The organism is Rhizobium sp. 9140 (assembly GCF_900067135.1).
Classification (GTDB): domain Bacteria; phylum Pseudomonadota; class Alphaproteobacteria; order Rhizobiales; family Rhizobiaceae; genus Ferranicluibacter.
Genome location: NZ_FJUR01000001.1, coordinates 1,880,193 through 1,904,276 on the forward strand (window position 1 = coordinate 1,880,193; position 24,084 = coordinate 1,904,276).

At 64.3% G+C, this 24,084-nt stretch carries 22 protein-coding genes; 9 read left to right on the forward strand and 13 right to left on the reverse strand.

Annotation, left to right across the window (positions count from 1 at the left end; translation table 11 throughout):
- Positions 1 to 47 precede the first annotated feature (47 nt).
- The 3 genes from GA0004734_RS26395 to GA0004734_RS08805 form a co-directional block, all read right to left on the reverse strand.
- Positions 48 to 224 carry a type II toxin-antitoxin system RelE/ParE family toxin gene (locus tag GA0004734_RS26395; protein WP_245292378.1) on the reverse strand — a complete coding sequence of 59 codons (177 nt, stop codon included), beginning with the start codon at positions 222 to 224 and terminating at the stop codon, positions 48 to 50.
- Positions 221 to 496 (reverse strand): ribbon-helix-helix domain-containing protein, encoded by a 276-nt coding sequence (locus tag GA0004734_RS08800; protein ID WP_175386282.1) that lies wholly within the window; start codon positions 494 to 496, stop codon positions 221 to 223. Before GA0004734_RS08800 ends, GA0004734_RS26395 begins: the two co-directional genes overlap by 4 nt.
- Before the next feature lie 127 nt (positions 497 to 623).
- Positions 624 to 2,588: a bifunctional 2',3'-cyclic-nucleotide 2'-phosphodiesterase/3'-nucleotidase gene (locus GA0004734_RS08805; protein ID WP_092936090.1), complete on the reverse strand. Its 1,965-nt coding sequence runs from the start codon at positions 2,586 to 2,588 to the stop codon at positions 624 to 626.
- Between the two features lie 348 nt (positions 2,589 to 2,936).
- Here GA0004734_RS08805 and rarD point away from each other — a divergent pair, with 348 nt between their 5' ends.
- Positions 2,937 to 3,908: an EamA family transporter RarD gene (gene rarD / locus GA0004734_RS08810; RefSeq protein WP_092936092.1), complete on the forward strand. Its 972-nt coding sequence runs from the start codon at positions 2,937 to 2,939 to the stop codon at positions 3,906 to 3,908.
- Positions 3,909 to 3,959: 51 nt separating this feature from the next.
- Here the strand turns inward: rarD and GA0004734_RS08815 are convergent, their stop codons facing one another.
- Positions 3,960 to 4,580 carry an LOG family protein gene (locus tag GA0004734_RS08815; protein WP_092933006.1) on the reverse strand — a complete coding sequence of 207 codons (621 nt, stop codon included), beginning with the start codon at positions 4,578 to 4,580 and terminating at the stop codon, positions 3,960 to 3,962.
- 256 nt (positions 4,581 to 4,836) lie between these two features.
- On the opposite strand from GA0004734_RS08815, the gene GA0004734_RS08820 reads away from it, so the two are divergent.
- From GA0004734_RS08820 to pssA, 4 genes are all read left to right on the forward strand, one after another.
- Entirely contained in the window at positions 4,837 to 6,747 is a 1,911-nt protein-coding gene (locus GA0004734_RS08820; RefSeq protein ID WP_092933008.1) for a LysM peptidoglycan-binding domain-containing protein, read from the forward strand.
- A gap of 177 nt (positions 6,748 to 6,924) precedes the next feature.
- Positions 6,925 to 8,811, forward strand: coding sequence for an ABCB family ABC transporter ATP-binding protein/permease (locus GA0004734_RS08825; RefSeq protein WP_092933010.1), 1,887 nt, complete (start codon positions 6,925 to 6,927; stop codon positions 8,809 to 8,811).
- 182 nt (positions 8,812 to 8,993) lie between these two features.
- Positions 8,994 to 9,692 (forward strand): phosphatidylserine decarboxylase, encoded by a 699-nt coding sequence (locus GA0004734_RS08830; RefSeq protein ID WP_092933012.1) that lies wholly within the window; start codon positions 8,994 to 8,996, stop codon positions 9,690 to 9,692.
- Positions 9,693 to 9,836: 144 nt separating this feature from the next.
- A complete protein-coding gene (gene pssA, locus GA0004734_RS08835) occupies positions 9,837 to 10,685 on the forward strand; it encodes a CDP-diacylglycerol--serine O-phosphatidyltransferase (protein WP_092933014.1) in 849 nt (282 codons plus the stop codon).
- A 25-nt stretch (positions 10,686 to 10,710) separates the two neighbouring features.
- Here pssA and GA0004734_RS08840 read toward each other — a convergent pair whose 3' ends face one another.
- A complete protein-coding gene (locus tag GA0004734_RS08840) occupies positions 10,711 to 11,613 on the reverse strand; it encodes a LysR family transcriptional regulator ArgP (protein WP_092933016.1) in 903 nt (300 codons plus the stop codon).
- A gap of 91 nt (positions 11,614 to 11,704) precedes the next feature.
- Here GA0004734_RS08840 and GA0004734_RS08845 point away from each other — a divergent pair, with 91 nt between their 5' ends.
- Positions 11,705 to 12,340, forward strand: coding sequence for a LysE/ArgO family amino acid transporter (locus GA0004734_RS08845; protein ID WP_245292379.1), 636 nt, complete (start codon positions 11,705 to 11,707; stop codon positions 12,338 to 12,340).
- A gap of 50 nt (positions 12,341 to 12,390) precedes the next feature.
- Here the strand turns inward: GA0004734_RS08845 and GA0004734_RS08850 are convergent, their stop codons facing one another.
- The 8 genes from GA0004734_RS08850 to GA0004734_RS08885 all read right to left on the reverse strand — a co-directional run bounded on the left by GA0004734_RS08850 (position 12,391) and on the right by GA0004734_RS08885 (position 20,367).
- On the reverse strand, positions 12,391 to 13,137 hold the full coding sequence (locus tag GA0004734_RS08850; RefSeq protein WP_092933018.1) for an SDR family NAD(P)-dependent oxidoreductase: 747 nt from the start codon (positions 13,135 to 13,137) through the stop codon (positions 12,391 to 12,393).
- A 3-nt stretch (positions 13,138 to 13,140) separates the two neighbouring features.
- On the reverse strand, positions 13,141 to 14,667 hold the full coding sequence (gene purF, locus GA0004734_RS08855) for an amidophosphoribosyltransferase (protein WP_092933020.1): 1,527 nt from the start codon (positions 14,665 to 14,667) through the stop codon (positions 13,141 to 13,143).
- 139 nt (positions 14,668 to 14,806) lie between these two features.
- The gene (locus GA0004734_RS08860; protein ID WP_092933022.1) at positions 14,807 to 15,424 is read right to left on the reverse strand and encodes a CvpA family protein; all 618 of its coding nucleotides are present in this window, start codon (positions 15,422 to 15,424) and stop codon (positions 14,807 to 14,809) included.
- Between the two features lie 196 nt (positions 15,425 to 15,620).
- Positions 15,621 to 17,024 (reverse strand): DNA repair protein RadA, encoded by a 1,404-nt coding sequence (radA, locus tag GA0004734_RS08865; protein WP_092933024.1) that lies wholly within the window; start codon positions 17,022 to 17,024, stop codon positions 15,621 to 15,623.
- Positions 17,025 to 17,291: a type II toxin-antitoxin system RelE/ParE family toxin gene (locus GA0004734_RS08870; protein ID WP_175386284.1), complete on the reverse strand. Its 267-nt coding sequence runs from the start codon at positions 17,289 to 17,291 to the stop codon at positions 17,025 to 17,027. It lies immediately after the preceding gene.
- Entirely contained in the window at positions 17,275 to 17,580 is a 306-nt protein-coding gene (locus GA0004734_RS08875) for a type II toxin-antitoxin system ParD family antitoxin (RefSeq protein WP_092933028.1), read from the reverse strand. The genes GA0004734_RS08870 and GA0004734_RS08875 overlap by 17 nt, the downstream gene beginning before the upstream one ends.
- Positions 17,581 to 17,637: 57 nt before the next feature.
- Complete coding sequence (gene alr / locus GA0004734_RS08880; protein WP_092933030.1) at positions 17,638 to 18,783, reverse strand: alanine racemase; 1,146 nt, start codon at positions 18,781 to 18,783, stop codon at positions 17,638 to 17,640.
- 81 nt (positions 18,784 to 18,864) lie between these two features.
- Positions 18,865 to 20,367: a replicative DNA helicase gene (locus tag GA0004734_RS08885; protein ID WP_062594835.1), complete on the reverse strand. Its 1,503-nt coding sequence runs from the start codon at positions 20,365 to 20,367 to the stop codon at positions 18,865 to 18,867.
- Between the two features lie 333 nt (positions 20,368 to 20,700).
- Here GA0004734_RS08885 and GA0004734_RS08890 point away from each other — a divergent pair, with 333 nt between their 5' ends.
- The 3 genes from GA0004734_RS08890 to GA0004734_RS08900 all read left to right on the forward strand — a co-directional run bounded on the left by GA0004734_RS08890 (position 20,701) and on the right by GA0004734_RS08900 (position 23,980).
- Positions 20,701 to 21,150 carry a MarR family winged helix-turn-helix transcriptional regulator gene (locus tag GA0004734_RS08890; protein ID WP_092933032.1) on the forward strand — a complete coding sequence of 150 codons (450 nt, stop codon included), beginning with the start codon at positions 20,701 to 20,703 and terminating at the stop codon, positions 21,148 to 21,150.
- Positions 21,151 to 21,332: 182 nt separating this feature from the next.
- Positions 21,333 to 22,868 (forward strand): MFS transporter, encoded by a 1,536-nt coding sequence (locus GA0004734_RS08895; RefSeq protein WP_245292496.1) that lies wholly within the window; start codon positions 21,333 to 21,335, stop codon positions 22,866 to 22,868.
- Positions 22,869 to 22,912: 44 nt separating this feature from the next.
- On the forward strand, positions 22,913 to 23,980 hold the full coding sequence (locus GA0004734_RS08900; protein ID WP_092933034.1) for an HlyD family secretion protein: 1,068 nt from the start codon (positions 22,913 to 22,915) through the stop codon (positions 23,978 to 23,980).
- The last annotated feature ends 104 nt before the right edge of the window (positions 23,981 to 24,084 follow it).

The following is a 24,084-nucleotide window of genomic DNA, read 5'->3' on the forward strand; positions in this document are numbered from 1 at the left end:
GACGATGCTTGCCCGGCGGCGAAAACCGACGACACGGAGCCCGGGTCTCAGGTCTTCTCTTGCGAAACCGCGCTCGGGAACAAAGCGAAGCCAAGGCAATGGCGATGAATGTCGCTCACATATTTAAGCGCAATGGCGGTCCCGGCGCGCGGTGCAAGGTAGTCGAAGAGTTCTGTTAGATCGGTGTTGGCCTCAGGCGTGAACTGGACAGGCAGATCGCTCACGTCTTGTCGTCGAAACTGGATCTGTCGATGTGGTCCTTGATCGCCGCCCAGGATGCGGCCGCACTCATGGCGCGGCCGGGCTCCCTTGCCAACGCATCGACAGTCGGCAGAACTTCGTCGTGGAGCCAGCTTTCGAATGCGGCGTCCTGCACAGCGATGGTCATGAGACCTTCGCGGATCACATCGCTCTCCGTCGCATATTCGCCGGAGGCGACCTTCTCCTTCACCAGCGTTGCCATGTCGTCCGGAAGAGTGATGCGAAATGCCTGCATGCCCTCGGCTCCTTGATGTTCTCCGGATACTTTATCGCATCGCGTCTGAAACGGGAATGGGTCTTGCAGACGGTCGCGTGGCACCGGACATCGTGGCTGCTGCGGAATAGGTCTTATGGATATAGCCTCACAACACCAGCCGGAACCGTGCGAACCCGTCCGCGCCATCCCCCGCATCCTCGATCTTCGCTGCCTTGACCTGCCCCAGCAGCGGTCGCGCCTTCGGGCCGGTTTCGAAGAGGGCCGTCGTGCCTTGCAGGGGCTTGAAGCGCCAGTTGGCGTCCGCCGTCGGGTTGATCGTGCCCTGATCATGGATGTAGCGGACGATGACGTCGCGGTTGGTGTCGGGGGCGGCGAAGACGACCTTGTCGCTGGCGATGTCGGGGAACTTGCCGCCGCCGCCGGCCCGGTAATTGTTGGTGGCGACGACGAATTTCTGTGCGGGATCGATGGGTTGACCATTGAACTTCAGGTCCGTGATGCGGTGCGCGGCGTCATTGGCGAGCTTGCCGTCGGTGTCGAAGCGCGTCGGCTGCGACAGGTCGATCTCGTAGGTCACGCCGTCGATCACGTCGAAATTATAGGACGGGAAGCCGGAGCTCAGGAGCGGCTGGTCTTTCTCGCCCGGCTTCAGCCGGTTGAACATGCCGGCCGACATTTCCAGCCAGTTCTTCACCTGCGCGCCGGTAATGACCACCGCCTGCACCGTGTTGGGGTAGAGATAGAGATCGGCGACGTTCTTGATGGCGATGTCACCGGCGGGAACGTCGGTATAGTAGTCCGCGCCGCTACGGCCTCCCGCCTTGAAGGGGGCTGCGGCCGAGAGAACGGGCAGGTCCTTCCACGCCGTCTCCTTCAGCATGTCCTTGATGTACCAGGTCTGCGCCTGTGAAACGATCTGCACCGAGGGGTCGTCGGCCACCAGTGCGAAATAGGAATAGAGCGGCGCCGAGGTCTTGCCGACGGGCGTGCGGACATAGGCAAGGGTCGCCTCGTGTTCCGCCTTGGCGGCGGTCAGCACGTCGGCGCGGTCGTTGACGTCGGCCACGACCTTCTTGTCCTCGCGGTGGTAGATCGGCCGGGCTTCCGTGGTGAAATCAACGACCTTCCAGCTCTTGCCGTCCTTCTCCAGCAGCAGATCGATGAGCCCGAGATGCGAGCCCCAGAAGCCCGCCATGACGGCCGGCTTGCCTTGCAACGTACCCTTGACCGGGTCCACGCCGGCAATGCCGTCGAAGCTCTTCGAACCGGGGAAGACGAGGTGTTGATGCCCGGTCAGCACCGCATCGATGCCCTCGACGCCGGCAAGGTAGAGGGACGCATTTTCCATGCGCTCCGTCTGCCCGGTGCCGTCGATGCCGGAATGCGACAGCGCGACGATGATGTCGGCGCCGTCTTCCTTCATCACCGGAACCCAGGCGCGGGCGGCCTCCACGATGTCGCGCGTCTGCGCCTTGCCTTCGAGGTTCTTCACGTCCCAGAGCATGATCTGCGGCGGCACGAAGCCGATCAGCCCGACCCTCAGCACGCTCGCCGCACCGCTGCCGTCCGTCACAGTCTTCTCGATGATCGTATAGGGCTTGAAGAACAGCGCGTCCTTCGTCGGGTCTTCCGCCAGCGTCCCCTTTGTCAGGTTGGCGCAGACATACGGAAAGTTCGCGCCGGAAAGCGCCTTTGCCATGAAGTCGAGCCCGTAGTTGAACTCATGATTGCCGAGCGTGCCTGCCTCGTAGCCAAGTAAATTCATGGCCTTGATGACCGGATGGACGTCGCCCTCATGAAGGCCCTTCTGGTAGGCCATGAAGTCGCCCATCGGGTTGCCCTGAAGGAAGTCGCCATTGTCGACCAGCAGCGTGTTCCCGGCCTCGGCGCGGATGGCGTCGATGATCGAGGCGGTGCGTGAAAGACCCAGGGTCTCGTTCGGCTTGTCGCCGTAATAATCGTAGGGGTAGACGTGCACGTGAATGTCGGTCGTTTCCATGAGGCGCAGATGCGCCTGGTTGGCGCTGGCATGCGCGGCGAACGGATGCAGCATGACGAGCCCGGAGGCCGACGCAAGCCCGCCGAGGAAGGTGCGGCGGGTCACGGCCATGGCTGCAGAACGTGCGGTGGGGAGGAAGGGCGCTGCGGGGGAGGACATGACGTTCCTTTCGTGCCGGATCACTTCTGAGGGACCATATACAAAAAGGCGGGCTTGGCGACCTTCGGACGGGCGGCGGACGGCTCATTGCGACGAGAGAACCCGCCACCCGAAATCTCGCAGGCAAAAGCGACGGTCGTGTGTCACCAGAATTCGTCGATGGTTCAGGGAAATGAATTGGAGCGGCAACGCCTTTTCGCGTAAGCCGCGCCTTGAAGCGACATGCGTCACCCGGGCTTCATCTTCCATGTGACGGGAAGCGCGCGGGCAGGGGTGCAGAGGCCGGAGGAGGGCCGCGACATGGCTGATAGGACAGACGAGCCGCTGGCAACGACCGGCGCCGTGCCGACGGCCGTCGTTCCCGGCAACGGCGACAGCCCGCGCGGCTTCCTGCTCGCCGCCATCGCCTATGCTTGCTGGGGCTTCCTGCCGCTGTTCATGAAGGGCATCGGCCATATTCCGGCCGCCGAAGTCGTTGCGCATCGTATCGTCTGGTCCGTACCGCTCGTCGGCGCGTTCATCCTGTGGCTCGGCCGCACCGCGGATCTCAAGGTCGCGCTGCGCTCGCCGCGCATGCTGGCCATGGCAGCGCTGACGGCGACGCTCGTCACGTTCAACTGGGGCATTTATGTCTGGGCCATCAGCGTCGGGCGAACGCTGGAGGCAGCGCTCGGCTACTATATCAATCCGCTTTTCTCGATCTTCCTCGGCGCCGTGCTGCTGAAGGAAAAGCTGAACCGGGCGCAACTGGTCTCCATCGGCTTTGCGGTCGCCGCCGTGGCCATCATCGCCGTCGATGCCGGCGGGCTGCCCTGGGTGTCGCTCGGGCTCTGCATATCCTGGGGGTTCTACGCCTTCTTCCGCAAGACCTTGCCGGTTGGCCCGAACCAGGGCTTCTTTCTGGAGGTCATGCTCCTCTCCGTGCCGTCGCTTGCCTATATTTTCTATCTGGAAAGCTCGGGACAGGGGCATTTTACCGATACAGGCATCGCCGATGTGGTCTGGCTCGTTTCCTCTGGCGTCGTCACCGCCGTGCCGCTGCTGTTTTATGCCAACGGCGCGAAGCTCCTGCGCCTCTCCACCATCGGCATCATGCAGTATATCGCCCCAAGCATGGTGTTTCTCATCGCGGTGTTCGTCTTTCACGAGCCGTTCGGCATGGTGAAGCTGATGGCGTTCGGGCTGATCTGGATGGCGCTGGTGATTTACACGGGCTCGATGCTCGTGGAAAGCCGGAATGCCCGACAGGCGGCAGCGGTTCGGAAGGTCTGATTCGGCAACGCTTAGCCGCAATGTGAGCCGCGCGTTTGACGCGGCTGCACCTTACAGCTTGTCGATGATATCGCTCTCGCCGCCGCGATCGACCGTACCGGCCCAGTGGGCTTTCAGCGCGGGCACCACTTCATCCGGATCATCGATGACCAGCGGCTGCACGAGATGCGCGGTGTGGATGAAGCCGCTATCGGCCATGTGGTGGATCAGCTTCATCAGCGGGTTCCAGAAGCCGTTGATGTTGACGAGCACGATCGGCTTGCGGTGCCGCCCGAGCTGCGCCCATGTCATGATCTCGACGATCTCCTCCAGCGTGCCGATGCCGCCCGGCAGCGTCACGAAGGCGTCGGCCCGCTCGAACATCTTATGCTTGCGCTCGTGCATGTCGGCCGTCACGACCAGCTCGCTCAGTTGACCGAGCGAGTGCCGGGTGGCCTCCATATCGATCAGGAACTGTGGTATGATGCCTGTCACGCGGCCACCGCCGGACAGGACGCCACTCGCGACGGCGCCCATGATTCCCTTGGTGCCGCCGCCATAGACGAGATGCATATGATGCTCTGCGATGGATTTGCCGAGCCTGCGGCCCGCGTCCATGAATTCGGGCTCACGTCCGGGCTGGGAACCGCAATAGACGCAGATGGATCGAATCGGAACAGTTTGATCACTCATGGGGGAAGCAGACATCCGGTCCTGCATCGCGTCAAGGTACGGAACAGGCAAAACGTGTAAAAAGACACGCACGAAGCCTTCAGAACATGCATCGCTGCTTGTGAAGAAGGCTGGATATCGCTAGCAATTTCAAAAGATGCGCGTTGTGCAGAGCCGCCTGCGCGCGAGACGATATGGCCCTCTGGTTGGGGCTGCAGAACACGGCAAGCGTTTTTGGCGAACATGGTCAGCCGAAACGTCCGTGGTGGAGAGGTGCATGAGGAAGAATACGGCAGGTCTGGTCGCGCTCGTCGTGCTGGCAATTGCCACGCTTTTGATGATCTTCGTCGTGTTGCCCAATGTCGGTGACGAGGCCGTGCCAACGGTTGCCGAAGGCGCGGGTGCGAAAAGCCCCTCGACAACGGCGGAAAGTGCGCCCGGCGCGCTCCCGGGCAGCGGCGATACCACCACGGCCGACGCCAAGGGCAGCCGCCCCGGTGCCGGCGATGCCGCAAACCCCACGAGCCAGGCCACGAGCGATCAGGCGAACACCGCCCAGCCGGCTCCGTCGGGCGAGGCTGCCGCGCCGTCTTCGACCGCGACACCCGCTGCGCCGGCCAAAACGGCTGACGGCACCGATACGCCGAGCTTCGACGTGCTGCGCGTCGAGCCCGATGGCTCGACCGTCATTGCCGGGCGGGCCGAGCCCAACAGCAAGCTGGAGATCGTCAACGGCAATGCCGTCGTCGGCACCGCCGATGTCGGCGGCACCGGCGATTTTGCGGCCGTCTTCGACAAGCCGCTTCCGCCCGGCGACTATCAGCTGACGCTGCGCAGCACGACGCCCTCCGGCGCCGTTACCGCCTCCGACGAAGTGGCGACCGTTTCCATTCCCAAGGTCGACAACGGCCAGCTTCTCGCCATGGTGACGAAGCCGGGGCAGGCAAGCCGGATCCTGACCGCGCCGAGCGAGCTGGCTGCTCCAGCAGAGACAGCCCCGGCTGCACCCTCGGGCGCAGCACCTGCTGCCGGCGATCAGGCCGCCCTTCAGACGCACGAGCCCACGATATCCGTGCCCGCTCCAGCCAATGGCGCGATGTCTCCGGGCGTCTCGGCTCCGGGCACACCGGCCTCGCCGGTTGCCGTCTCCGCCGTCGAAATCGAAGGCCGCAAGCTGTTTGTCGCCGGCACGGCCCGTCCGGGCTCGACCGTGCGCATCTATGCCGACGACCAACTGGTCGGCGAAGGCAAGGCGGACGCACAGGGCCGCTTCGTCATCGATGGCGAACTCAGCCTGTCCGTCGGCCAGCACGTCATCCGGGTCGATATGGTCGGCGCCGACGGCAAGGTGCAGATGCGCGCCGCCGTTCCCTTCGAACGTCCGGAAGGCGACCAGATCTCGGCCGTTGCCCAGACACCGGCCAGCGGCTCCGATCCGGCCTTCGACGGCGCCATATTCGATGCTTCGCGCATGGAAGCGGCCAAGGCTTTCGCGCTGCTGAAGGGTCTCTATGCCGGCGGCAAGCTGCCCGGTCTCGACCAGCTCGCAGCCGCACGGTCCGCCACGGAAATCGCCCTGACGTCGCTGTCCGGTGTCAAGCCGGTCGCCGGCATGCGGGCGAGCGTAACCGACCGCGTCAACGCCACCACGAAGGCCGCCGGCGAAGCGCTTGCGATCCTGAAGCCGCTGCCGCGCGATGCTGCAGCCGTCGGCGCGGTCATCGGTCGTCTGGACACGGCCATGGCCCGCGTGCTGGAGACGGCTCCGGCCGTTGCGACATCGCCTGCACCTGTGGGCCAGCCATCGACAAGCCAGTCCACTGCCGGCCAGCCAGCTCCGAACACGGATGCCGGCACGCCTTCGACCGCGCCGGGCGCAGCTCCATCGCAGCCCACCGGCGTGCCGTCTTCGCAGACGGCCAGCGGCGAGCCGGAAACGGTGCAGCAGGCCCCGCTGCAGCAGAGCAAGAGCTCGGTGATCATCCGCCGTGGCGATACGCTTTGGCAAATCTCGCGCCGCGTCTACGGGGCAGGGGTGCGCTACACCACGATCTATGTGGCCAACGAGGACCAGATCCTCGATCCCGACCGCATCCTGCCGGGTCAGGTCTTCGGCGTTCCCGAGACGGCATTGCCGGATGCGCAATCGCAGGAAATCCACCGCCGGCACATGCAGCACACGCCCTGACGACGGCGCCGCCGGTGGCATCCGCAAGGCATGTCCGCAAGGCCATTGCCGCGGCAGCCGGGTAGGCCTATGTGATGCTCGACGCAAACGGCGCCTTCCCGAGGGGCGCCGTTTGCATGTTTGACCGGCGCTCCCGCTGTCGGCCGCACGGCCCTGCCGGCTGGAAATCGAAGAGACATGACGGACCAGAAGAAGACCGTGTCGGCCGATGCCGGCAATCCGCTCCAGACCATCCTCAACCTGTGGCCCTATATGTGGCCGAGCGACCGCGCCGACCTGAAGATGCGCGTGGTCTGGGCAACGGTGATCCTGCTGATCGCCAAGGTCGTGCTGCTGCTCGTCCCCTATTTCTTCAAATGGGCGACCGACGCGCTGAACGGCCGCGCCGACATGGACGGGGTGCTCCCGGCCGTCATGACCGGCGCCCTGATGCTGGTCGTGGCCTACAATATGGCGCGTCTCCTGCAAGCCGGGCTTAATCAGTTGCGCGATGCGCTCTTTGCCAGCGTCGGCCAGCATGCGGTGCGCCAACTCGCCTATCGCACCTTCGTCCACATGCATCAGCTGTCGCTGCGCTTCCACCTGGAGCGCCGCACCGGCGGCCTGTCGCGCATCATCGAACGCGGCACGAAGGGCATCGAGACGATCGTCCGGTTCACGATTCTCAATACCGTGCCGACGCTGATCGAATTTCTGCTGACGGCGGCAATCTTCTGGTGGGGCTATGGTTTCTCCTACCTGCTGGTCACTGCCATCACAGTTGCGGTCTACATCTGGTTCACCATCAAAGCGAGCGACTGGCGCATCTCCATCCGCCGCTCGATGAACGACAGCGACACGGACGCCAACACCAAGGCGATCGATTCGCTGCTCAACTTCGAAACCGTCAAATATTTCGGCAACGAGCAGATGGAGGCGACGCGCTTCGACCAGTCGATGGCGCGCTACGAGAAGGCGGCAACGCAGGTCTGGACCTCGCTCGGCTGGCTGAACTTCGGTCAGGCGCTGATCTTCGGTCTCGGCACGGCCATCATGATGGTCATGTCCGCGCTCGCGGTGCAGCGCGGCGAACAGACCATCGGCGATTTCGTCTTCATCAATGCCATGCTGATGCAGCTCTCGATCCCGCTCAACTTCATCGGCTTCGTCTATCGCGAAATCCGGCAGGGCCTGACGGATATCGAGCAGATGTTCGATCTGCTCGAGGTGCAGGCCGAGGTGGTCGACTGTCCCGGCGCGAGGGAACTCGCGATCGACAAGGGTGCCATCGTCTTCAAGGACGTGCATTTCGCCTATGATCCGGCACGCCCGATCCTGAAGGGGATCAGCTTCGAGGTTCCCGCCGGCAAGACCGTCGCCGTGGTCGGCCCCTCGGGCGCCGGCAAGTCCACGCTGTCGCGCCTGCTCTACCGGTTCTACGACGTGCAGGAAGGGTCTATCACCATCGACGGGCAGGACGTTCGCAGCCTGACGCAGAAGAGCCTGCGCGCGGCGATCGGTATGGTTCCGCAGGATACGGTGCTCTTCAACGACACCATCGCCTACAATATCCGCTACGGCCGCATTTCCGCTTCGCAGGCGGAGGTGGAGGCCGCTGCCGAGATCGCTCAGATCGGTACTTTCATCGAGACGCTGCCGGAGGGCTACGACGCCATGGTCGGCGAGCGCGGGCTGAAACTGTCGGGCGGCGAGAAGCAGCGCGTGGCCATCGCCCGCACCGTGCTGAAGAGCCCGCCGATCCTCATCCTCGACGAGGCCACCTCGGCGCTCGATACCCGCACGGAGCAGGAGATCCAGGCCGCACTCGATATCGTCTCGCGCAACCGCACGACGCTGGTCATCGCGCACCGCCTCTCCACCGTCATCCAAGCCGACGAGATCATCGTTCTCAAGGACGGCGTCATCGCCGAACGCGGCACGCACGGCGAACTGATCGACCGGGACGGCCTCTACGCCTCGATGTGGAGCCGCCAGCGCGAAGCGACCCAGGCCGCCGAGCAGCTAAAGAAGGTGCAGGACGAAGACGACCTCGGCATCGTTACCCGCCGCCCTCCGGCGGTGTAGCAGGATTCCCGCAGGCTTCGGCGTAAACGTCGGGAGATCCTGTTCCTCGCTGCGGGTTTCGTGCGTTGCGACGCTACCGTTTCGGCAACGATGCTCCATATCTCCCTGATAACAGCGATTGTTGCCGCAGGGGACATTTCCCTATAGGTGCAGGAGCGGAGTTTAATGGAGACGCTGCCCTCATGAGCCTGATCACGTCCGTTCGCAACACGCTGGTGCCGATCAACAAGGCCGGTTATCCGTTCATTACCGGGTTCTTCGTCGTCTCCCTTCTTCTCGGCTTCCTGTGGGAGCCGCTGCTCTGGATCGGCTTCATCCTCACGGCATGGTGCGCCTATTTCTTCCGCGATCCCGAGCGCGTGACGCCAGTCGATGACGATCTCGTCATCAGCCCGGCTGACGGGCGCGTCTCGTCTATCGCCCATATCGTTCCGCCGGAAGAGCTGGGCCTCGGCCTTGAGCCGATGCTGCGCATTTCCGTCTTCATGAACGTCTTCAATTGCCACGTGAACCGCGCCCCGATGCGCGGCACCATTACGCGCATCGCTTATCGCGCAGGCCAGTTCGTCAATGCCGAACTCGACAAGGCCAGCAGCGAGAACGAGCGCAACGGCCTCGTCATAGAGACGGCGCATGGCGCCATCGGCACCGTGCAGATTGCCGGCCTCGTCGCCCGGCGCATCATCTGCTGGTCCTCGCAGGGCGAGCAGCTGCAGGCCGGTCAGCGCTTCGGCCTCATCCGTTTCGGCTCGCGCCTCGATGTCTTCCTGCCCGCCGGCGCCGAGCCGCGCGTGAGCCTCGGACAGCTCGCCATCGCCGGCGAGACCGTGCTGGCGGAATTCGGCTCCGACAAAGGCCCGACCCTCGGCCGCCGCGATTGATGTCGAGGTGATGCCCCGATCAAGCCCCTTTGATCGGGGATGATGTGAGACCGCGCTGGAACGCTTCCGCCGCCGCGCTATGTTGAATTACAATTCTTCCGCAGGGACGACCCGTCCCGCCGTGCTCCCGAGGACCCAAGCGCCATGGATACGACGCCGTTTCCCCCCTATGAGCCGAACGGGCCGAACGACGACGAGGCCCGCGGGCCGCGCCTGCGGGAGATCCCGCTACGTCTGCTCATACCCAACCTGATCACGGTGCTGGCCATCTGCGCCGGCCTCACCGGCGTGCGGCTGGCCTTCGAAGGGCGGTTCGAGCTGGCGGTGGCCATGGTGCTGGTGGCGGCTTTTCTCGATGGCGTCGATGGGCGCATCGCGCGTCTCTTGAAGGCCACCTCGAAATTCGGTGTGCAGATGGATTCGCTCGCCGATATCGTCAATTTCGGCGTCGCCCCGGCACTGGTGCTGTTCGCCTATGTGCTGGACGAGGCCAAGTCGATCGGCTGGATCGCCGCCCTGATCTACGTCATCGCCGCCGGCCTGCGTCTTGCGCGGTTCAACGTGATGGCCGAGCGCGACATCAAGGCGAAGTGGCAGTCGGAATATTTCGTCGGCGTTCCCGCGCCGGCCGGCGCCATGCTGGTGCTGCTGCCGGTCTATCTCGGCCTCATCGGTGTCGAGCCCAGCCGCACCATGGGCCTCGTCTTCTCGGCCTATACGCTGCTCATCGCCTTCCTGCTCGTCAGCCGTCTGCCCGTATGGTCCGGCAAGTCGGAAAATCGCGTTCGCCGCGATCTCGTTCTCCCGGTCATCTTGGCCGTGGTCATCTATGTCGCGACCCTGATGAGCTTCACCTGGGAAACCATGGTCATCACCGCCATCGCCTATCTCGCCACACTCCCCTTCGGTGCCCGCGCCTGGAAAAAGAAGTACGGCAGCAAATGGCCGGAGCACCCGGAGGGTGTGCGGGACGACGGCCTGCCGGGGCAATGAGCTCGGCGGCGGATGGCGGCATGCGTTACAAGGGGTGAAGCACAGCCCGAGCCGTATCGACCACGGCCCGTGTCAACGCGGTCAGCTGGTCGGCCGCAAGCCGGTTGATCTGCCAGAACAGTGGCACATCCAGCGGGGTATCCGGGATAAGCTCGACCAGCCGGCCGCTGGCCAAGTGCTCGCCGACGAGGATCTCCGGGTTCATGCCCCATCCCATTCCTGAGAGGCTCGCCTCCACGAAGCTCTGCGTGGAAGGCAGCCAGTGCGTGGGACACACCGGCTCCTCGCCGAGCGTCTGCCGGAGCCACCGGCTCTGAAGCCGGTCCTTCTGGTTAAAGGTCATTGCTGGCGCCTGGGCCAAGGCGGTTGCGGTCAGGCCCTGCGCAAAATATCGCTCCACGAAATCCGGGCTCGCTGTCGCGCGATACCGCAAGGCGCCCAGCGGTGTCCGGCGACAGCCGGAAACCGGCGCCTCCAGCGACGTCACGGCCGCCAGCACGCGCCCCTGTTGCAGCCACTCCGCCGTATGGTCCTGATCGTCCACCGCGATGTTGAGGAGATGCGGCGATGCGCGGGAGAATGTCGATGCCGCCGTCAGGAACCAGGTGGCGAGGCTGTCGGCATTGGTGGCGACGTGCAGGGTGATCCGCGCGCCGGGCAACAGCGGATCGGCAAGGGCCGGCAGGTGGGTGAAAAGCTCGCTCTCCAGCATGCCCACCGTCTCCATGTGCCGGCAGAGCCACGTCCCCTTTTCCGTCGCCGTGCAAGGCGAGCCGCGAATGACCAGCGCCGTTCCCAATCGCTCCTCCAGCGTCTTCACCCGTTGCGAAACGGCAGACGGCGTGACGTTCAGCAGGCGTGCCGCCTTTTCGAAACTGCCTGTCTGCACGACGGCAGACACCGCCCGAAGCGAGATATAGTCGAGCATCGTTAGCTGTCCTTCATCGTGGTTAGAATATTTAACTATCCTAATCCGATGGTGAAAGCTATCGAGGCTCACGCCACCTCGGGAGAGATCGATGCCGCCTGCCGCACTGCTCGACGATATGACCGTGGGCGCCTTTACGACCGGCCTCGCAATGGGCCTTACTCTCATCGTCGCCATCGGCGCGCAGAACGCCTTCGTGCTGCGACAGGGTCTTCGCAACGAGCATATCCTCGCCGTCTGCCTCGCCTGCGCGGTGTCCGATGCTGCCCTGATCGCCCTGGGTGTCACGAGCTTCCGCCAGATTGCGCAGATCCTCCCCGGCATTGATCCGTTCATGCGCTATGGCGGCGCTGCCTTCCTGTTCGTCTACGGCGCGCGCAGCCTGCTGTCGGCCATTCGTGCGTCCGGTGCTCTCGATATCGCCGGGCAGACGGGACGCGGCCTCGGCGTCACGCTTGCGACCTGCCTCGCGCTGACCTGGCTCAACCCGCATGTCTATCTCGACACCGTCATCCTGCTCGGCACCATCTCGACGCGGTTTCCCGGCGCACAGACCGCCTTTGCCATCGGCGCGATGTCGGCTTCCTTCCTGTTTTTCTTTTCGCTCGGCTATGGCGCGTGTCGCTTGCGCCCGCTTTTCGAGAAGCCGTCGGCGTGGCGCATTCTGGAGGCGATCATCGGCGTGGTGATGTTCGCGATCGCCCTGCGGCTGGTGATGGGAATGTAGCGGCGAAAGTGGCTTTGCCCTGACACACCGCGCAGGCCGCGCCTGCGGTCTCAATCCGGCAGGCGGTAATCCACGATCCGCTTCTGGCGAACAATGAACAGCTTGCCGGTCTCCGTCTGGTCCGGGCCGACGAGCGGCAGGAGCATGCGGGCGATCTCAGAGGGGTGCGGAACGGTTTGCGGATCTTCGCCCGGCATGGCCTGCGCCCGCATGGCCGTGCGCGTGCCGCCCGGATCGACCGACAGGATGCGCAAGGGCAGGCGTTGGGTTTCCCCGGCCCATGTCCGCGCCAGCGCCTCGACGGCCGCCTTGGAGGCGGAGTACGGACCCCAGAACGGCTTGCACGTGTGCGCGGCCGACGAGGAGAGGATGAGCGCCCGCCCGGCATCCGACTGAACCATCAATGGCTCCACCGTCCGGATCAGCCGCCATGTCGCGGTGACGTTGATGGTCATGACCTTCTCGAACACCTTCGCCTCGACATGGCCGATGGGCGAAATCGTGCCGAGCACGCCGGCATTGGCGACGAGGATATCGAGCCGGCCCCAGCGCGCGTGGATAGCTGCGCCCAGCCGGTCGATCGCGTCCATGTCGGCCAGGTCGAAAGGTACCAGCGTAACCGGAAGCCCGCCCTCGGCCTTGACCGTATCGTCCAGCTCCTCAAGCCCGCCGACGGTTCGCGCACAGGCGATCACCTGCGCGCCGGCACGGGCGAGCTCGAGAGCCGTGAAATAGCCGATGCCGCGCGAGGCGCCGGTCACGAGGGCAATGCGCCCCTTCAGGTCGATCGGGTTCATGCTTCAGCCATTGCTCGCCATGACGGACAGCTTGCGCACATTGCTGGTCCCTTCGCGGTCGAGCAGGCGCGTCGGATAGTCGCCGGTGAAATAATGGTCGGTGAATTGCGGCGCCTTGGGGTTGCGCGGCTCGCCGCCGACGGCGCGGTAGAGACCGTCGATGGACAGGAACTCCAGCGAATCCGCGCCTATGAAGGCGCACATGGAAGCGAGGTCCGCATGCTGGTTGGCCAGCAGCTTCTCGGCGTCCGGCGTATCGATCCCATAGAAATCCGGATGGTAGATCATCGGGCTTGCAACGCGGATATGCACTTCCAGCGCACCCGCCTCGCGGATCATCTGGACGATCTTCAGCGAGGTCGTGCCGCGCACGATGGAATCGTCGATCAGAACGACCCGCTTGCCCTCGATCATCGCGCGGTTGGCGGAATGCTTCAGTTTCACGCCGAAGGCGCGGATCGACTGCGTCGGCTCGATGAAGGTGCGCCCGACATAATGGTTGCGGATGATGCCGAGTTCGAACGGAATGCCGCTCGCCTGCGCAAAGCCGATCGCCGCCGGGGTGCCGCCATCGGGAACCGGGACGACGACATCGGCCTCGACAGGTGCTTCCTTGGCGAGGTTGATGCCCATGTTCTTGCGGGCGACATAGACGTTGCGGCCGCCGACGACCGAATCGGGCCGGGCAAAATAGACATATTCGAACAGGCAGAGCCGCTCCGGCATCGGCGCTTCCGCCTTGCGCGATTCGATGCTGATCGAACCGTCTGGCTGGATCTCGCAGATCACGACCTCGCCGTTCTCGACATCGCGGACGAACTTCGCGCCGATAATGTCCAGCGCGCAGGTTTCGGACGCGAAGATCGGCTTGCCGTCGAGCTCGCCCATGACGAGCGGGCGGATGCCGTAGGGATCGCGTGCCGCCATCAGCTTGGTGCGGGTGATGGCGAGCATCGAATAGCCGCCCTCGACCTGGCGGATCGCATCGACGAACCGCTCGCCGGAGCCGGCATGCTTGGAACGGGCGATAAGGTGGAGCACGACTTCGGTATCCGATGTCGACTGACAGATGGCGCCATCGGCGATCAGCTGCCGGCGCAACGTCAGGCCGTTGGTCAGGTTGCCGTTATGCGCAATCGCGATGCCGCCGACCTCGAGTTCGGCAAAGAGCGGCTGCACGTTGCGCAGCGCCACTTCGCCGGTCGTCGAATAGCGCGTATGGCCGATGCCGATGAAGCCCGGCAGTTTGGCAAGCGTTGCGGGATCCGTGTAGTGGTCGCCGACGAGACCCATCCGCTTCTCAGTGTAGAACTGCCGCCCGTCGAAGGTGACGATGCCGGCTGCTTCCTGTCCGCGATGCTGGAGCGCATGCAGGCCGAGCGCCGTCAGCGTGGCTGCGTCCTCATGCCCGAGAATGCCGAAAACGCCGCACTCTTCGTGCAGCGTATCGCCGTCGATCTCGTCGTGGATCTCGCGCGCACGCAGGCTGGCGGCGGCAGAAGCAGAAGCGTTGGAATCGGGCAGGGTCATCGCGGTATCACCTTTTTCTCGGCGGGTGCGGTTGGCATATCGTAGCGCGTCATCGTGTCTTCAACCAGCTTTACTGGCGGAACGGGCAATGAAACGACAACAGCCCGCAAAGCGGGCTGGGATGTCTGGCGCAGCAGCGTCAGTTGTTGGTCGTCGGCGAAGCAGGCGCAAGGGCCGGAGCATCGTCCGACGGCACCGGCTCGTTCGGCGGCGTCGTGCCGTCCAGCTCTCCCTCGGGCGTCGGCTTGCCGGTCAGGCGGTTGACGACGGTGGTGCCGACATCTTCCGGAAGCAGCGCCACCAGCTTGGTGCCAAGATTGTCGAGCAGCGGCTTCGATTTCGCCTGGATGACCCAGGTCGGCTGCTGCTCGGGCTTCACGATCCAGTTGAAGAACAGCATGGCGACGACGATCAGGAGAACGCCACGCGCTGCACCGAACAGGAAGCCGAGCGTACGGTCGAGTGCGCCGATGCGGCTGTCGATAATGAAATCCGCAATCCGCATCGTGATGAAGGAGATGATGATCAGGGCGACGAGGAAGATGACGCCGGCCGAACCGGCCGTGGCGATGGCATCGCTCGTCGTGTACTGCGCCGCGTAGGGCTTCAGATAGGGATAGAGGAAATAGGCCGCTGCTGCGGCGCCGAGCCAGCTGGCGACCGAAAGCACCTCGCGCGAGAAACCGCGGACCATCGCAAGGACGGCCGAGAACAGCGCGACACCGATCACGATCCCGTCGAGAATGGTTATGGGCATGGTCGTCCTACTCCGAACAAGCGCCGGGCGGGGTCCGCACCGGGGCATTTGCAGTCACCGCACGTGAGCCCGGTTTCGATCCCTGTCGGAACCGGACGGAGCATGTATACCGAAACGGCGGCCGTGTCCCGATATGCTTTGGCCCGAGTTCCGCGGGAATGGCCGAGTGGCCGTCTTGCGGTTTCCCGCCGTCCGATCAATCGTCCTCATCCGTCTGGCGCAGCGCACCCTTGGAACCGGCGATGCGCGCGACCAGATCCGGCAGGCTTTCCATCTCGCCCAACACCATGCCCGAGCCCTTGGGCAAGTCGGGGGAGGCGGACGGCAGGACAGCTTGCGAGAAGCCGAGTTTCTCGGATTCCTTCAGACGCTGGGCCGTATGCGCAACCGGCCGGATGGCCCCGGACAGGCTGATTTCGCCGAAATAAACGCAATCGGTGGGAAGGGCAAGACCGGCAAGCGAGGAAACCAGTGCGGAAGCGACGGCAAGGTCGGCTGCCGGTTCCGCGATACGGTATCCTCCGGCCACGTTGAGATAGACGTCGTGTTGTCCGAGCCGCACGCTGCAATGCGCTTCCAGCACGGCAAGAATCATCGACAGCCGCGCCGAATCCCATCCGACGACGGCACGGCGCGGCGTTCCGAGCGAGGTCGGCGCCACCAGTGCCTGCACTTCCACCAGCACCGGCCGCGTACCCTCCATGCCGGCGAAGACGGCGGCACCCGGCGATTTCGCGTTGCGCTCGCCTAGGAAAAGCTCCGACGGATTGGTGACCTCGCGCAGGCCCTTGTCGGACATTTCGAACACGCCGATCTCGTCGGTCGGCCCGAAACGGTTCTTGACCGTGCGCAGGATGCGGTAGTGATGCCCCCGGTCGCCCTCGAAATAGAGCACGGCATCGACCATGTGCTCGACCACGCGCGGGCCTGCGATCTGCCCTTCCTTGGTCACATGGCCGACGAGGACGACGGTTGCGCCGGTCTGCTTGGCAAACCGGATCATCGCCTGCACGCCGGTGCGCACCTGCGTGACCGTGCCAGGTGCCGAATCGACCACATCGCTCCAGAGCGTTTGGATGGAATCGACGATGAAGAGATCGGGCCGCTTGCCCTCCGCCACCGTTGCCAGGATGTCCTCGACATTGGTTTCGGCGGCGAGCAGCACGTCGGTATCCGCAGCGCCGAGCCGCTGCGCCCGCAGCCGCACCTGCGCCACGGCCTCTTCGCCCGAGACGTAGATGATACGATGGCCGTTGCGCGAAAGAGCTGCCGCCGCCTGCATCAGCACCGTGGATTTGCCGATACCGGGATCACCGCCGATCAGCACGGCCGAGCCGCGTACGAAGCCGCCGCCAAGCGCCCGGTCGAACTCCGAGATGCCGGTCGTGATGCGCGGCGCATCTTCGGTTTCGCCGGACAACGTGGTCAGCGCCACGGGGCGCCCCTTCTTCGGCGTCTTGCCCGGCCCGCCGCCGATGCCGCCCAGCGGATCTTCCTCGACGATGGTGTTCCACTGTCCGCAGCCCTCGCACTTTCCCACCCAGCGGGAGGTGACGGTGCCGCAATTCTGGCAGATGAAATTCGTTCTGGCCTTGGCCATTCAGTCGGTATCGCTTTCGATAAAGGTGGATGCGGAGATTGCCCGGCGGCCGTGGAGGACGCGCGCGATGTTCAGTTCCGTTTCGGTAACGAAAAAATAGATACAGCGCTCGCGATAGACGAAACACCTGAGGCCGGCAACGAAAGGACGGCTTGTGCCAATCAGGCCGAGGCCTGCCATCCCTTCGATGTGATTCGTAATGTCGGTTACGAAGGCGTCGGCTGCGACGGCGTTCTCTTCCGCAATGTAGTCAAACGCGTCCGCCAAGTCTCTCAGTGCCCGACGGCTCATGTTCAGGCGCCGAGCGAACATCTTGTCGTTCCCGTGCGAGTGCGAGGATATGTTTCTTCAGGTCGCCGGCCTTCTCGAACGTTACGTAACGCCCCGCCTTCAAATCGTCCTCGCCGACCTTGATCAGGCGCCGCAACGCCTCGTCCTCCTCGCGCAGAACCTGAAGTCCGGCGCGAATCACATCGTCTGCGGTGCGGTAGGCACCGGTTTTCAGCTGCCCTTCGATGAAGGCGCGGTCTTCGTCGCTCAAATGGATGTCAGTCATGCTGATCTCCTTTTGTTCTCTTCTAGCGCATCTCCCGCGGCTTTCCAAGATGCCGCGTCAAACTTCCTCGTCGGCCTCGCGATAGGCCCGGTCGTAGCGGTGGCCGAGGCTCGTCAGCAGTTCGTAGCCGATGGTGCCGCCGGCGCGTGCCACGTCGTCGAGCGCGATGTTGCGCCCGAAGAGTTCGATGTAATCACCTGCACGGACGGCATTTTCCGGCAGGTCGGTCACGTCGAACAGGCTGAGGTCCATGGTGACGCGGCCGACATGGGGAACCCGGCGGCCATGCAGGAAGCCGTACGCGCCGGACGGTGCGGCCTGCCGCAGCGCGACACCGCTGCCGGATACCGAGCGGTGGTAGCCATCGGCATAGCCGACCGAGGCGATGGCGATGCGGCTGTCGCGGGCAAAGGCGGCTGTGGCGCCGTAGCTCGCCGAGCCGCCTTTTTCGACGGACCGCACCTGGATGACCCGCGCCTCCGCCGTCACGACCGGCGTCATCGGGTTGGCCATGCCGCCGACAGCCTCGCCGCCATAGGTGGCGATGCCGGGGCGGGTCAGGTCGAAATGATAGTCGGGTCCGAGATGCACGCCTGCGGAATTGGCAAGGCTCGCCTCGACGCCCTCGTATGCGGCGCTGACCGCGCGGAAGGCCGACAACTGCCGGGCGTTCAGCGGATGCGTGGGGTCGTCGGCGCAGGCGAGGTGGCTCATGACCAGCATCGGCGAGAAGCTTGCCGGGCGTGCCGGGTCGGCGGCAAGCGCCATCGCCTCCTCCATGGAAAGGCCGAGCCGGTTCATGCCGGTGTCCACATGCAGCACGCATGGATGATCACCATGCTCGGATAGAGCCGCCATGAAGAAGGCGAGCTGCTCCTCGGAGTTGATGACGGGCACCAGCCCGTTTTCGAAGAACAGAGGCTCGATGCCGGGCCAGAGACCGGCGAGCACATAGATGCGGCCCTCGGGCACCAGCGGACGAAGATCGACACCCTCTTCGGCATTCGCCACGAAGAAATCGCGCGCTCCAGCCCGGTAAAGCGTCTCCGCCGCCGCTTCGATCCCGATCCCATAGGCATCCGCCTTCAGCACCGCTGCCGCGCGCGCCTTACCGGAGCGCGCCTTCATCTGGCGCCAGTTGTCGGCCAGCGCCTGGAGGTCGATGGTCAGGCGGTTCGCCGCGGCGGAAAAGACGTCGTCCATGGTGCCCCCAGAAGTTTCCAAAGAACGAGCCTCAGGAAGGCTCGCTCGTCTCGGCGAGATCGCGCAGTTCACTCGCCGCGATCAGTGCTCCTCGTACTGCGTGAACGAGGGGTCGGCGAGGTCGGTGAAGCGGGTGTATTCGGACTGGAAGGCGAGCTTCACCGTGCCGGTCGGTCCGTGGCGCTGCTTGGCGATGATGACGTCGGCGGTGCCTTTCACCTTCTCGAAGGTCTGCTTCCATTCCTCGTATTTCGGGTCGAACTCGTCGCGCGGTTCCATGTTCTTCACGTAGTATTCCTCGCGGAACACGAAGAGCACCACGTCGGCGTCCTGTTCGATCGAGCCGGATTCGCGAAGGTCGGAAAGCTGCGGGCGCTTGTCCTCTCGGCTTTCCACCGCACGCGAGAGCTGGGACAGCGCGATGATCGGAACGTTCAGCTCCTTGCCGAGCGCCTTCAGGCCCGTCGTGATCTGGGTGATTTCCTGCACGCGGTTCTCGCCGGATTTGCCGGCGCCGGTCATCAGCTGGATATAGTCCACCACGAGGCAGTCGAGGCCCCGCTGGCGCTTCAGGCGGCGTGCCCGGGCGGACAACTGGGCGATCGAAATACCACCGGTCTGGTCGATGTAGAGCGGCACCTTCTGCATCATCTGGGCGCAGGCGACCAGCTTCTCGAAGTCGTGCTCGGTGATTTCGCCGCGGCGGATCTTGGAGGAGGAGACTTCGGTCTGCTCGGAAATGATACGGGTCGCCAGCTGTTCGGACGACATTTCGAGCGAATAGAACCCGACGACGCCGCCGTTCTTGGCCTTGTAGGAACCGTCCGCCTGGATCTCCGGCTCGTAGGAGGCGGCGATGTTATAGGCGATGTTGGTGGCGAGCGACGTCTTGCCCATGCCGGGGCGTCCCGCGAGCACGATCAAGTCCGAGCGCTGCAGGCCCCCCATCTTGCCGTCGAGCGAGTGAATGCCGGTGGAGATACCCGACAGGTGGCCGTCGCGCTCGAAGGCCTGGCCCGCCATGTCGATGGCCAGCGCCACCGCGTCGTTGAACGCCTGAAAGCCGCCATCGTAGCGCCCGGTTTCGGCCAGTTCGAACAGGCGGCGCTCGGCGTCCTCGATCTGTCCTTGCGGCGGCATGTCCAGCGGCGCGTCGAAGGCGATGTTGACCATGTCCTCGCCGATGGTGATGAGCGAGCGGCGTAGCGCGAGGTCGTAGATCGCGCGGCCGTAGTCCTCGGCATTGATGATCGTCACGGCATTGGCGGCAAGCTGCGCCAGATATTGCGAGATCGTCATGTCGCCGACCTTCTGGTCGGGCGCAAGGAAGGTCTTCACGGTCACGGGATGGGCTGTCTTGCCCATGCGGATAATGTCGCCGGCGACTTCGTAGATCTTGCGGTGCAGCGGTTCGTGCAGATGCACAGGCTTCAGGAAGTCCGAGACGCGGTAGAAGGCATCGTTGTTCACGAGGATCGCGCCAAGCAGGGCCTGTTCCGCCTCGATATTGCTCGGAGCTTCCCGGTACTGGGGTTCCATCGGCTGCTGGCTCATAGCCGCCACTCTGCGCGCTGCTTCATTCATCATCATCTCTCGTCTTGGCCGCTTGAGGTCCTGTGATTGGCTGACAGTGGCACCGAGTCAAGCGGCACAGTTGCCGGGCGGGGGTGCGGGGACGGCCTGTCACCGGTCTCCACAGCCTCAGGGCGGGTGCGGTGGAAATCGGCTCCACCTGCGCCATCTCTGCTTGACCGACCACCGGACGTGTCACGGCAGCGAATCGTTTCGGAAGGATACGCCAAACGTGGACCGCATGAAACGCAGTGGACGGCCATGACGACGGCTTGAAACCGGCGTCTTTCTGTATTACTTTGGCCACACATAGTTAGCACACTACTAGTATGGAAAGAGTAGCAGTTGAACGAGCTGGCAAATCGCGCCTTGTTCGACGCCTTGCAATCCGTGAACCGGAAGCTCCGCGCCGTTTTCGATGCCAAAGTCAGGGAGCGTGGGCTGACGCTGTCGCGGGCGCGCGCGCTCTTCGTGCTGTCGCGCCGTGATGGGTTGAACCAGCGCGAGCTTGCCGAGGAACTGGCGATCGAGACGCCGACGATCGTGCGCCTTCTGGACGGCATGGAGACGCAGGGCTTCATCGAGCGCCGCGTGGAAAAATCCGACCGGCGGGCCAAGCAGATCCACATGACGCCGATGGGGCGCGCGCTGGCAGAGGAGATCGAGGTCATCGCCTGCGGCATCCGCGCGGACCTTCTCTCCGGCGTCAGCTTGAAGGACAAGGAAACCGCGCTGGCGGTGATGACGGCCATGGCAGGCAACATGATCCAGATCGGGCAGGAGAGTGTCTCGTGACCGACAGCATCACGCCCGTGCCGGAGAACCGGACGGCTCCCGAGCCCGATGCCATGGAGAGCACTCCGGTATCCACTCAACAGGCATCCACCCGACCGGCACCCACCCAACAGGCACCCACCCAGCCGGCAACCGTGCCGCAGCCGGCCGTGCATATCTCGCGCGGGCGCGCCTCGCTCTACATGTTCACGTCCGTGCTGATGTTCCTGACGCAGGGCCTTGGTATGAACCTGCTCAATGCCAATCTCTACCAGTTGCAGGGTGCGTTCTCGGCGACCGTCAACGAACTCGCCTGGCTGTCGGCGGCCTATATGGCGCCCTATGCCAGCCTGTCGGTGGCGCTCTTCAAGATCCGCACGCAATATGGCCTGCGCCGCTTCGCCGAGCTTGGCATTCTCTGCTTCGTCTTCGCCGCCTTCGCCAATCTCTTCGTGTCGGATCTGCATTCGGCGCTGATCATCCGTTTCGTCAACGGCGTCGCGGCCGCGCCTTTGTCCACCATCGGCATTCTCTACATGCTGGAGGCCTTTCCGCCGGCGAAGAAGCTGTCCATGGGCCTCAGCCTCGCGGTCATGAACACGCTGCTGTCCGCGCCGCTCGCCCGCATCATATCGCCCGCCCTCATGCAGTATGGCGGCTGGCGTGCGCTCTATACGTTCGAGGTGGCGCTGGCGCTGATCGCGCTGCCCTTCATCTACCTGCTGCCGCTCACCGCGCCGCCGCGCGCGAAAGTCATCCAGACGCTCGACATCTTCAGCTATCTGATCCTTGCCGGCGGCTTCGGCTGTCTCGCCATCATTCTGTCGCTCGGGCGCTTCTACTGGTGGTTCGAGGCGCCCTGGCTCGGCGTCCTGCTTGCCTCTGCCATCGGACTGCTCTCGCTCTTCGTCGCCATCGAGATCAACCGGTCACAGCCGATGCTCGACCTGCGTTGGATCTTCTCCTGGCCGAATATCCACATGGCCGGCGTCCTCATCCTGTTTCGCACCGTCTCGTCGGAGCAGACGGCGACCGTGTCCGGCTTCTACCAGCAGATCGGCCTGCAGAACGATCAGACAATGAAGCTCTACGCGATCGTCCTCGTCGCTTCGGTCGCGGCCGGGCTGTTCTGCACCTTCCTCATGGTGAAGAAACAGCTCGATCTCGCCCATGTCATCGCGCTGGTCCTCATCGGCGCCGGCGCGTGGCTCGACAGCCAGTCGACCAACCTCACGCGCCCGGAGCAGATGTATCTGAGCCAGGCGCTGGTGGCAGCGGGGGCCGCGATGTTTCTGCCGCCGGTGATGACGACGGGCTTCGGCGCGGCGCTCGCCAAGGGGCCGATCTACGTGGTCAATTTCATCGTGATCTTTCTGTTCACCCAGAGCCTCGGCAGCCTGATGGCTTCGGCCGCGCTTGGCACCTTCGTCACCATCCGCGAGAAATTCCACTCCAACCTTCTGGCGGAGCAGATCATGCTGTCCGACCCGCTGGTTGCCAATCGCGTGACGCAGCTTGCCGGGTCCTACGGCAAGGTCATCACCGACAAGACGCTGCTGAATGCCGAGGGTCTGCAGCTCCTGACGCAGCAGGTCAGCCGCGAGGCCTATGTGCTCGCCTATAACGATGCCTTCTTCGTCATCTTCATCGGCTGCGCGATCTCGCTGGCCATTCTTGTCGGCCACCTGATCTGGCGCCGGCTGGTCGCATCCCCCGACCCGGCAGCCGTTCCCGCCTGATGCCACCATTCTTTCATTGAAGCCGTCTTCAAGCAGAGTCCGCCATGTCCAAGCTCACCCGCTCTCCCATTACCATCCTCGTCCTTCTTGCCGGCGTCATCGGCGTCTTGCTCGTGCTCTATGCCTGGCGGCTGCCGCCTTTCGTTACCTCGGTGGAAACCACAGACAACGCCTATGTGAAGGGCTACGTCACCATCATGAGCCCGCAGGTCGCGGGCTATGTGGTGGAGGTTCCCGTTCGCGACTATCAGGCGGTGAAGGAGGGCGACGTGCTCGCCCGCATCGACGAGCGGATCTACCAGCAGAAGGTGGCGCAGGCCCGCGCTACGCTCGCCGGGCAGAAGGCGGCCCTCGACAATTCGCGCCAGCAGGAAGCCTCAGCCAAGGCCAGCATCGCCTCCAGCGAGGCGCAGGTTCTCGGTGCGAAGGCAGCGTTGCGCAGGGCGGAACTCGCTTCCGAGCGCGTGAACCAGCTTGCGGCCCGCAGCGTCGCGTCCACCAGCGAAGTCGAATCGGCGCAGGCGACGTTCGAGCAGGCCAAGGCAGCGGAAGCGCAGGCCGAGGCCGCGGTCGAGGTCGACCGCCAGTCGCTCGCCACCATCATCGTCAATCGCGGTTCCTTGCAGGCAGCCGTGGCCGGCGCAGAGGCATCCGTCGAGCTTGCGGAGATCGATCTCGCCAATACCGCGATCCGCGCGCCGCGCGACGGGCATCTGGGCGAAGTCGGCGTGCGCTTGGGGCAGTATGTGACGGCCGGCACGCAGCTAATGTCGGTGGTGCCGGGTGAATTGTGGGTGGTCGCCAACTACAAGGAAACGCAGCTCGACGGCATGAAGGTCGGCCAGCCCGTCACCTTCACGGTGGATGCGCTGGAGCACCAGAAGCTGACCGGCCACGTGCAGCGCTTCTCGCCGGCGACCGGCTCCGAGTTCAGCGTCATCCGCCCCGACAACGCCACCGGCAATTTTACCAAGATCGCCCAGCGCGTCGGCGTCCGCATCTCCATCGACCCGGACCAGCCCGCCGCCGAACGGCTCGCACCGGGCCTGTCGGTCGTCGTGCGCATCGACAAGTCGCTCGATCCCGACGCGAAGATCGCCGACGCCGAATGAGGGTATGATACGGCTTCCGGTTGCTTGCTTGCCGATGGCAGCGTTCCGGTGTCGAGCGACGCCAGTCCGCTGCCGTCATGCCCGGGACAAGCCCGAGCGTGACG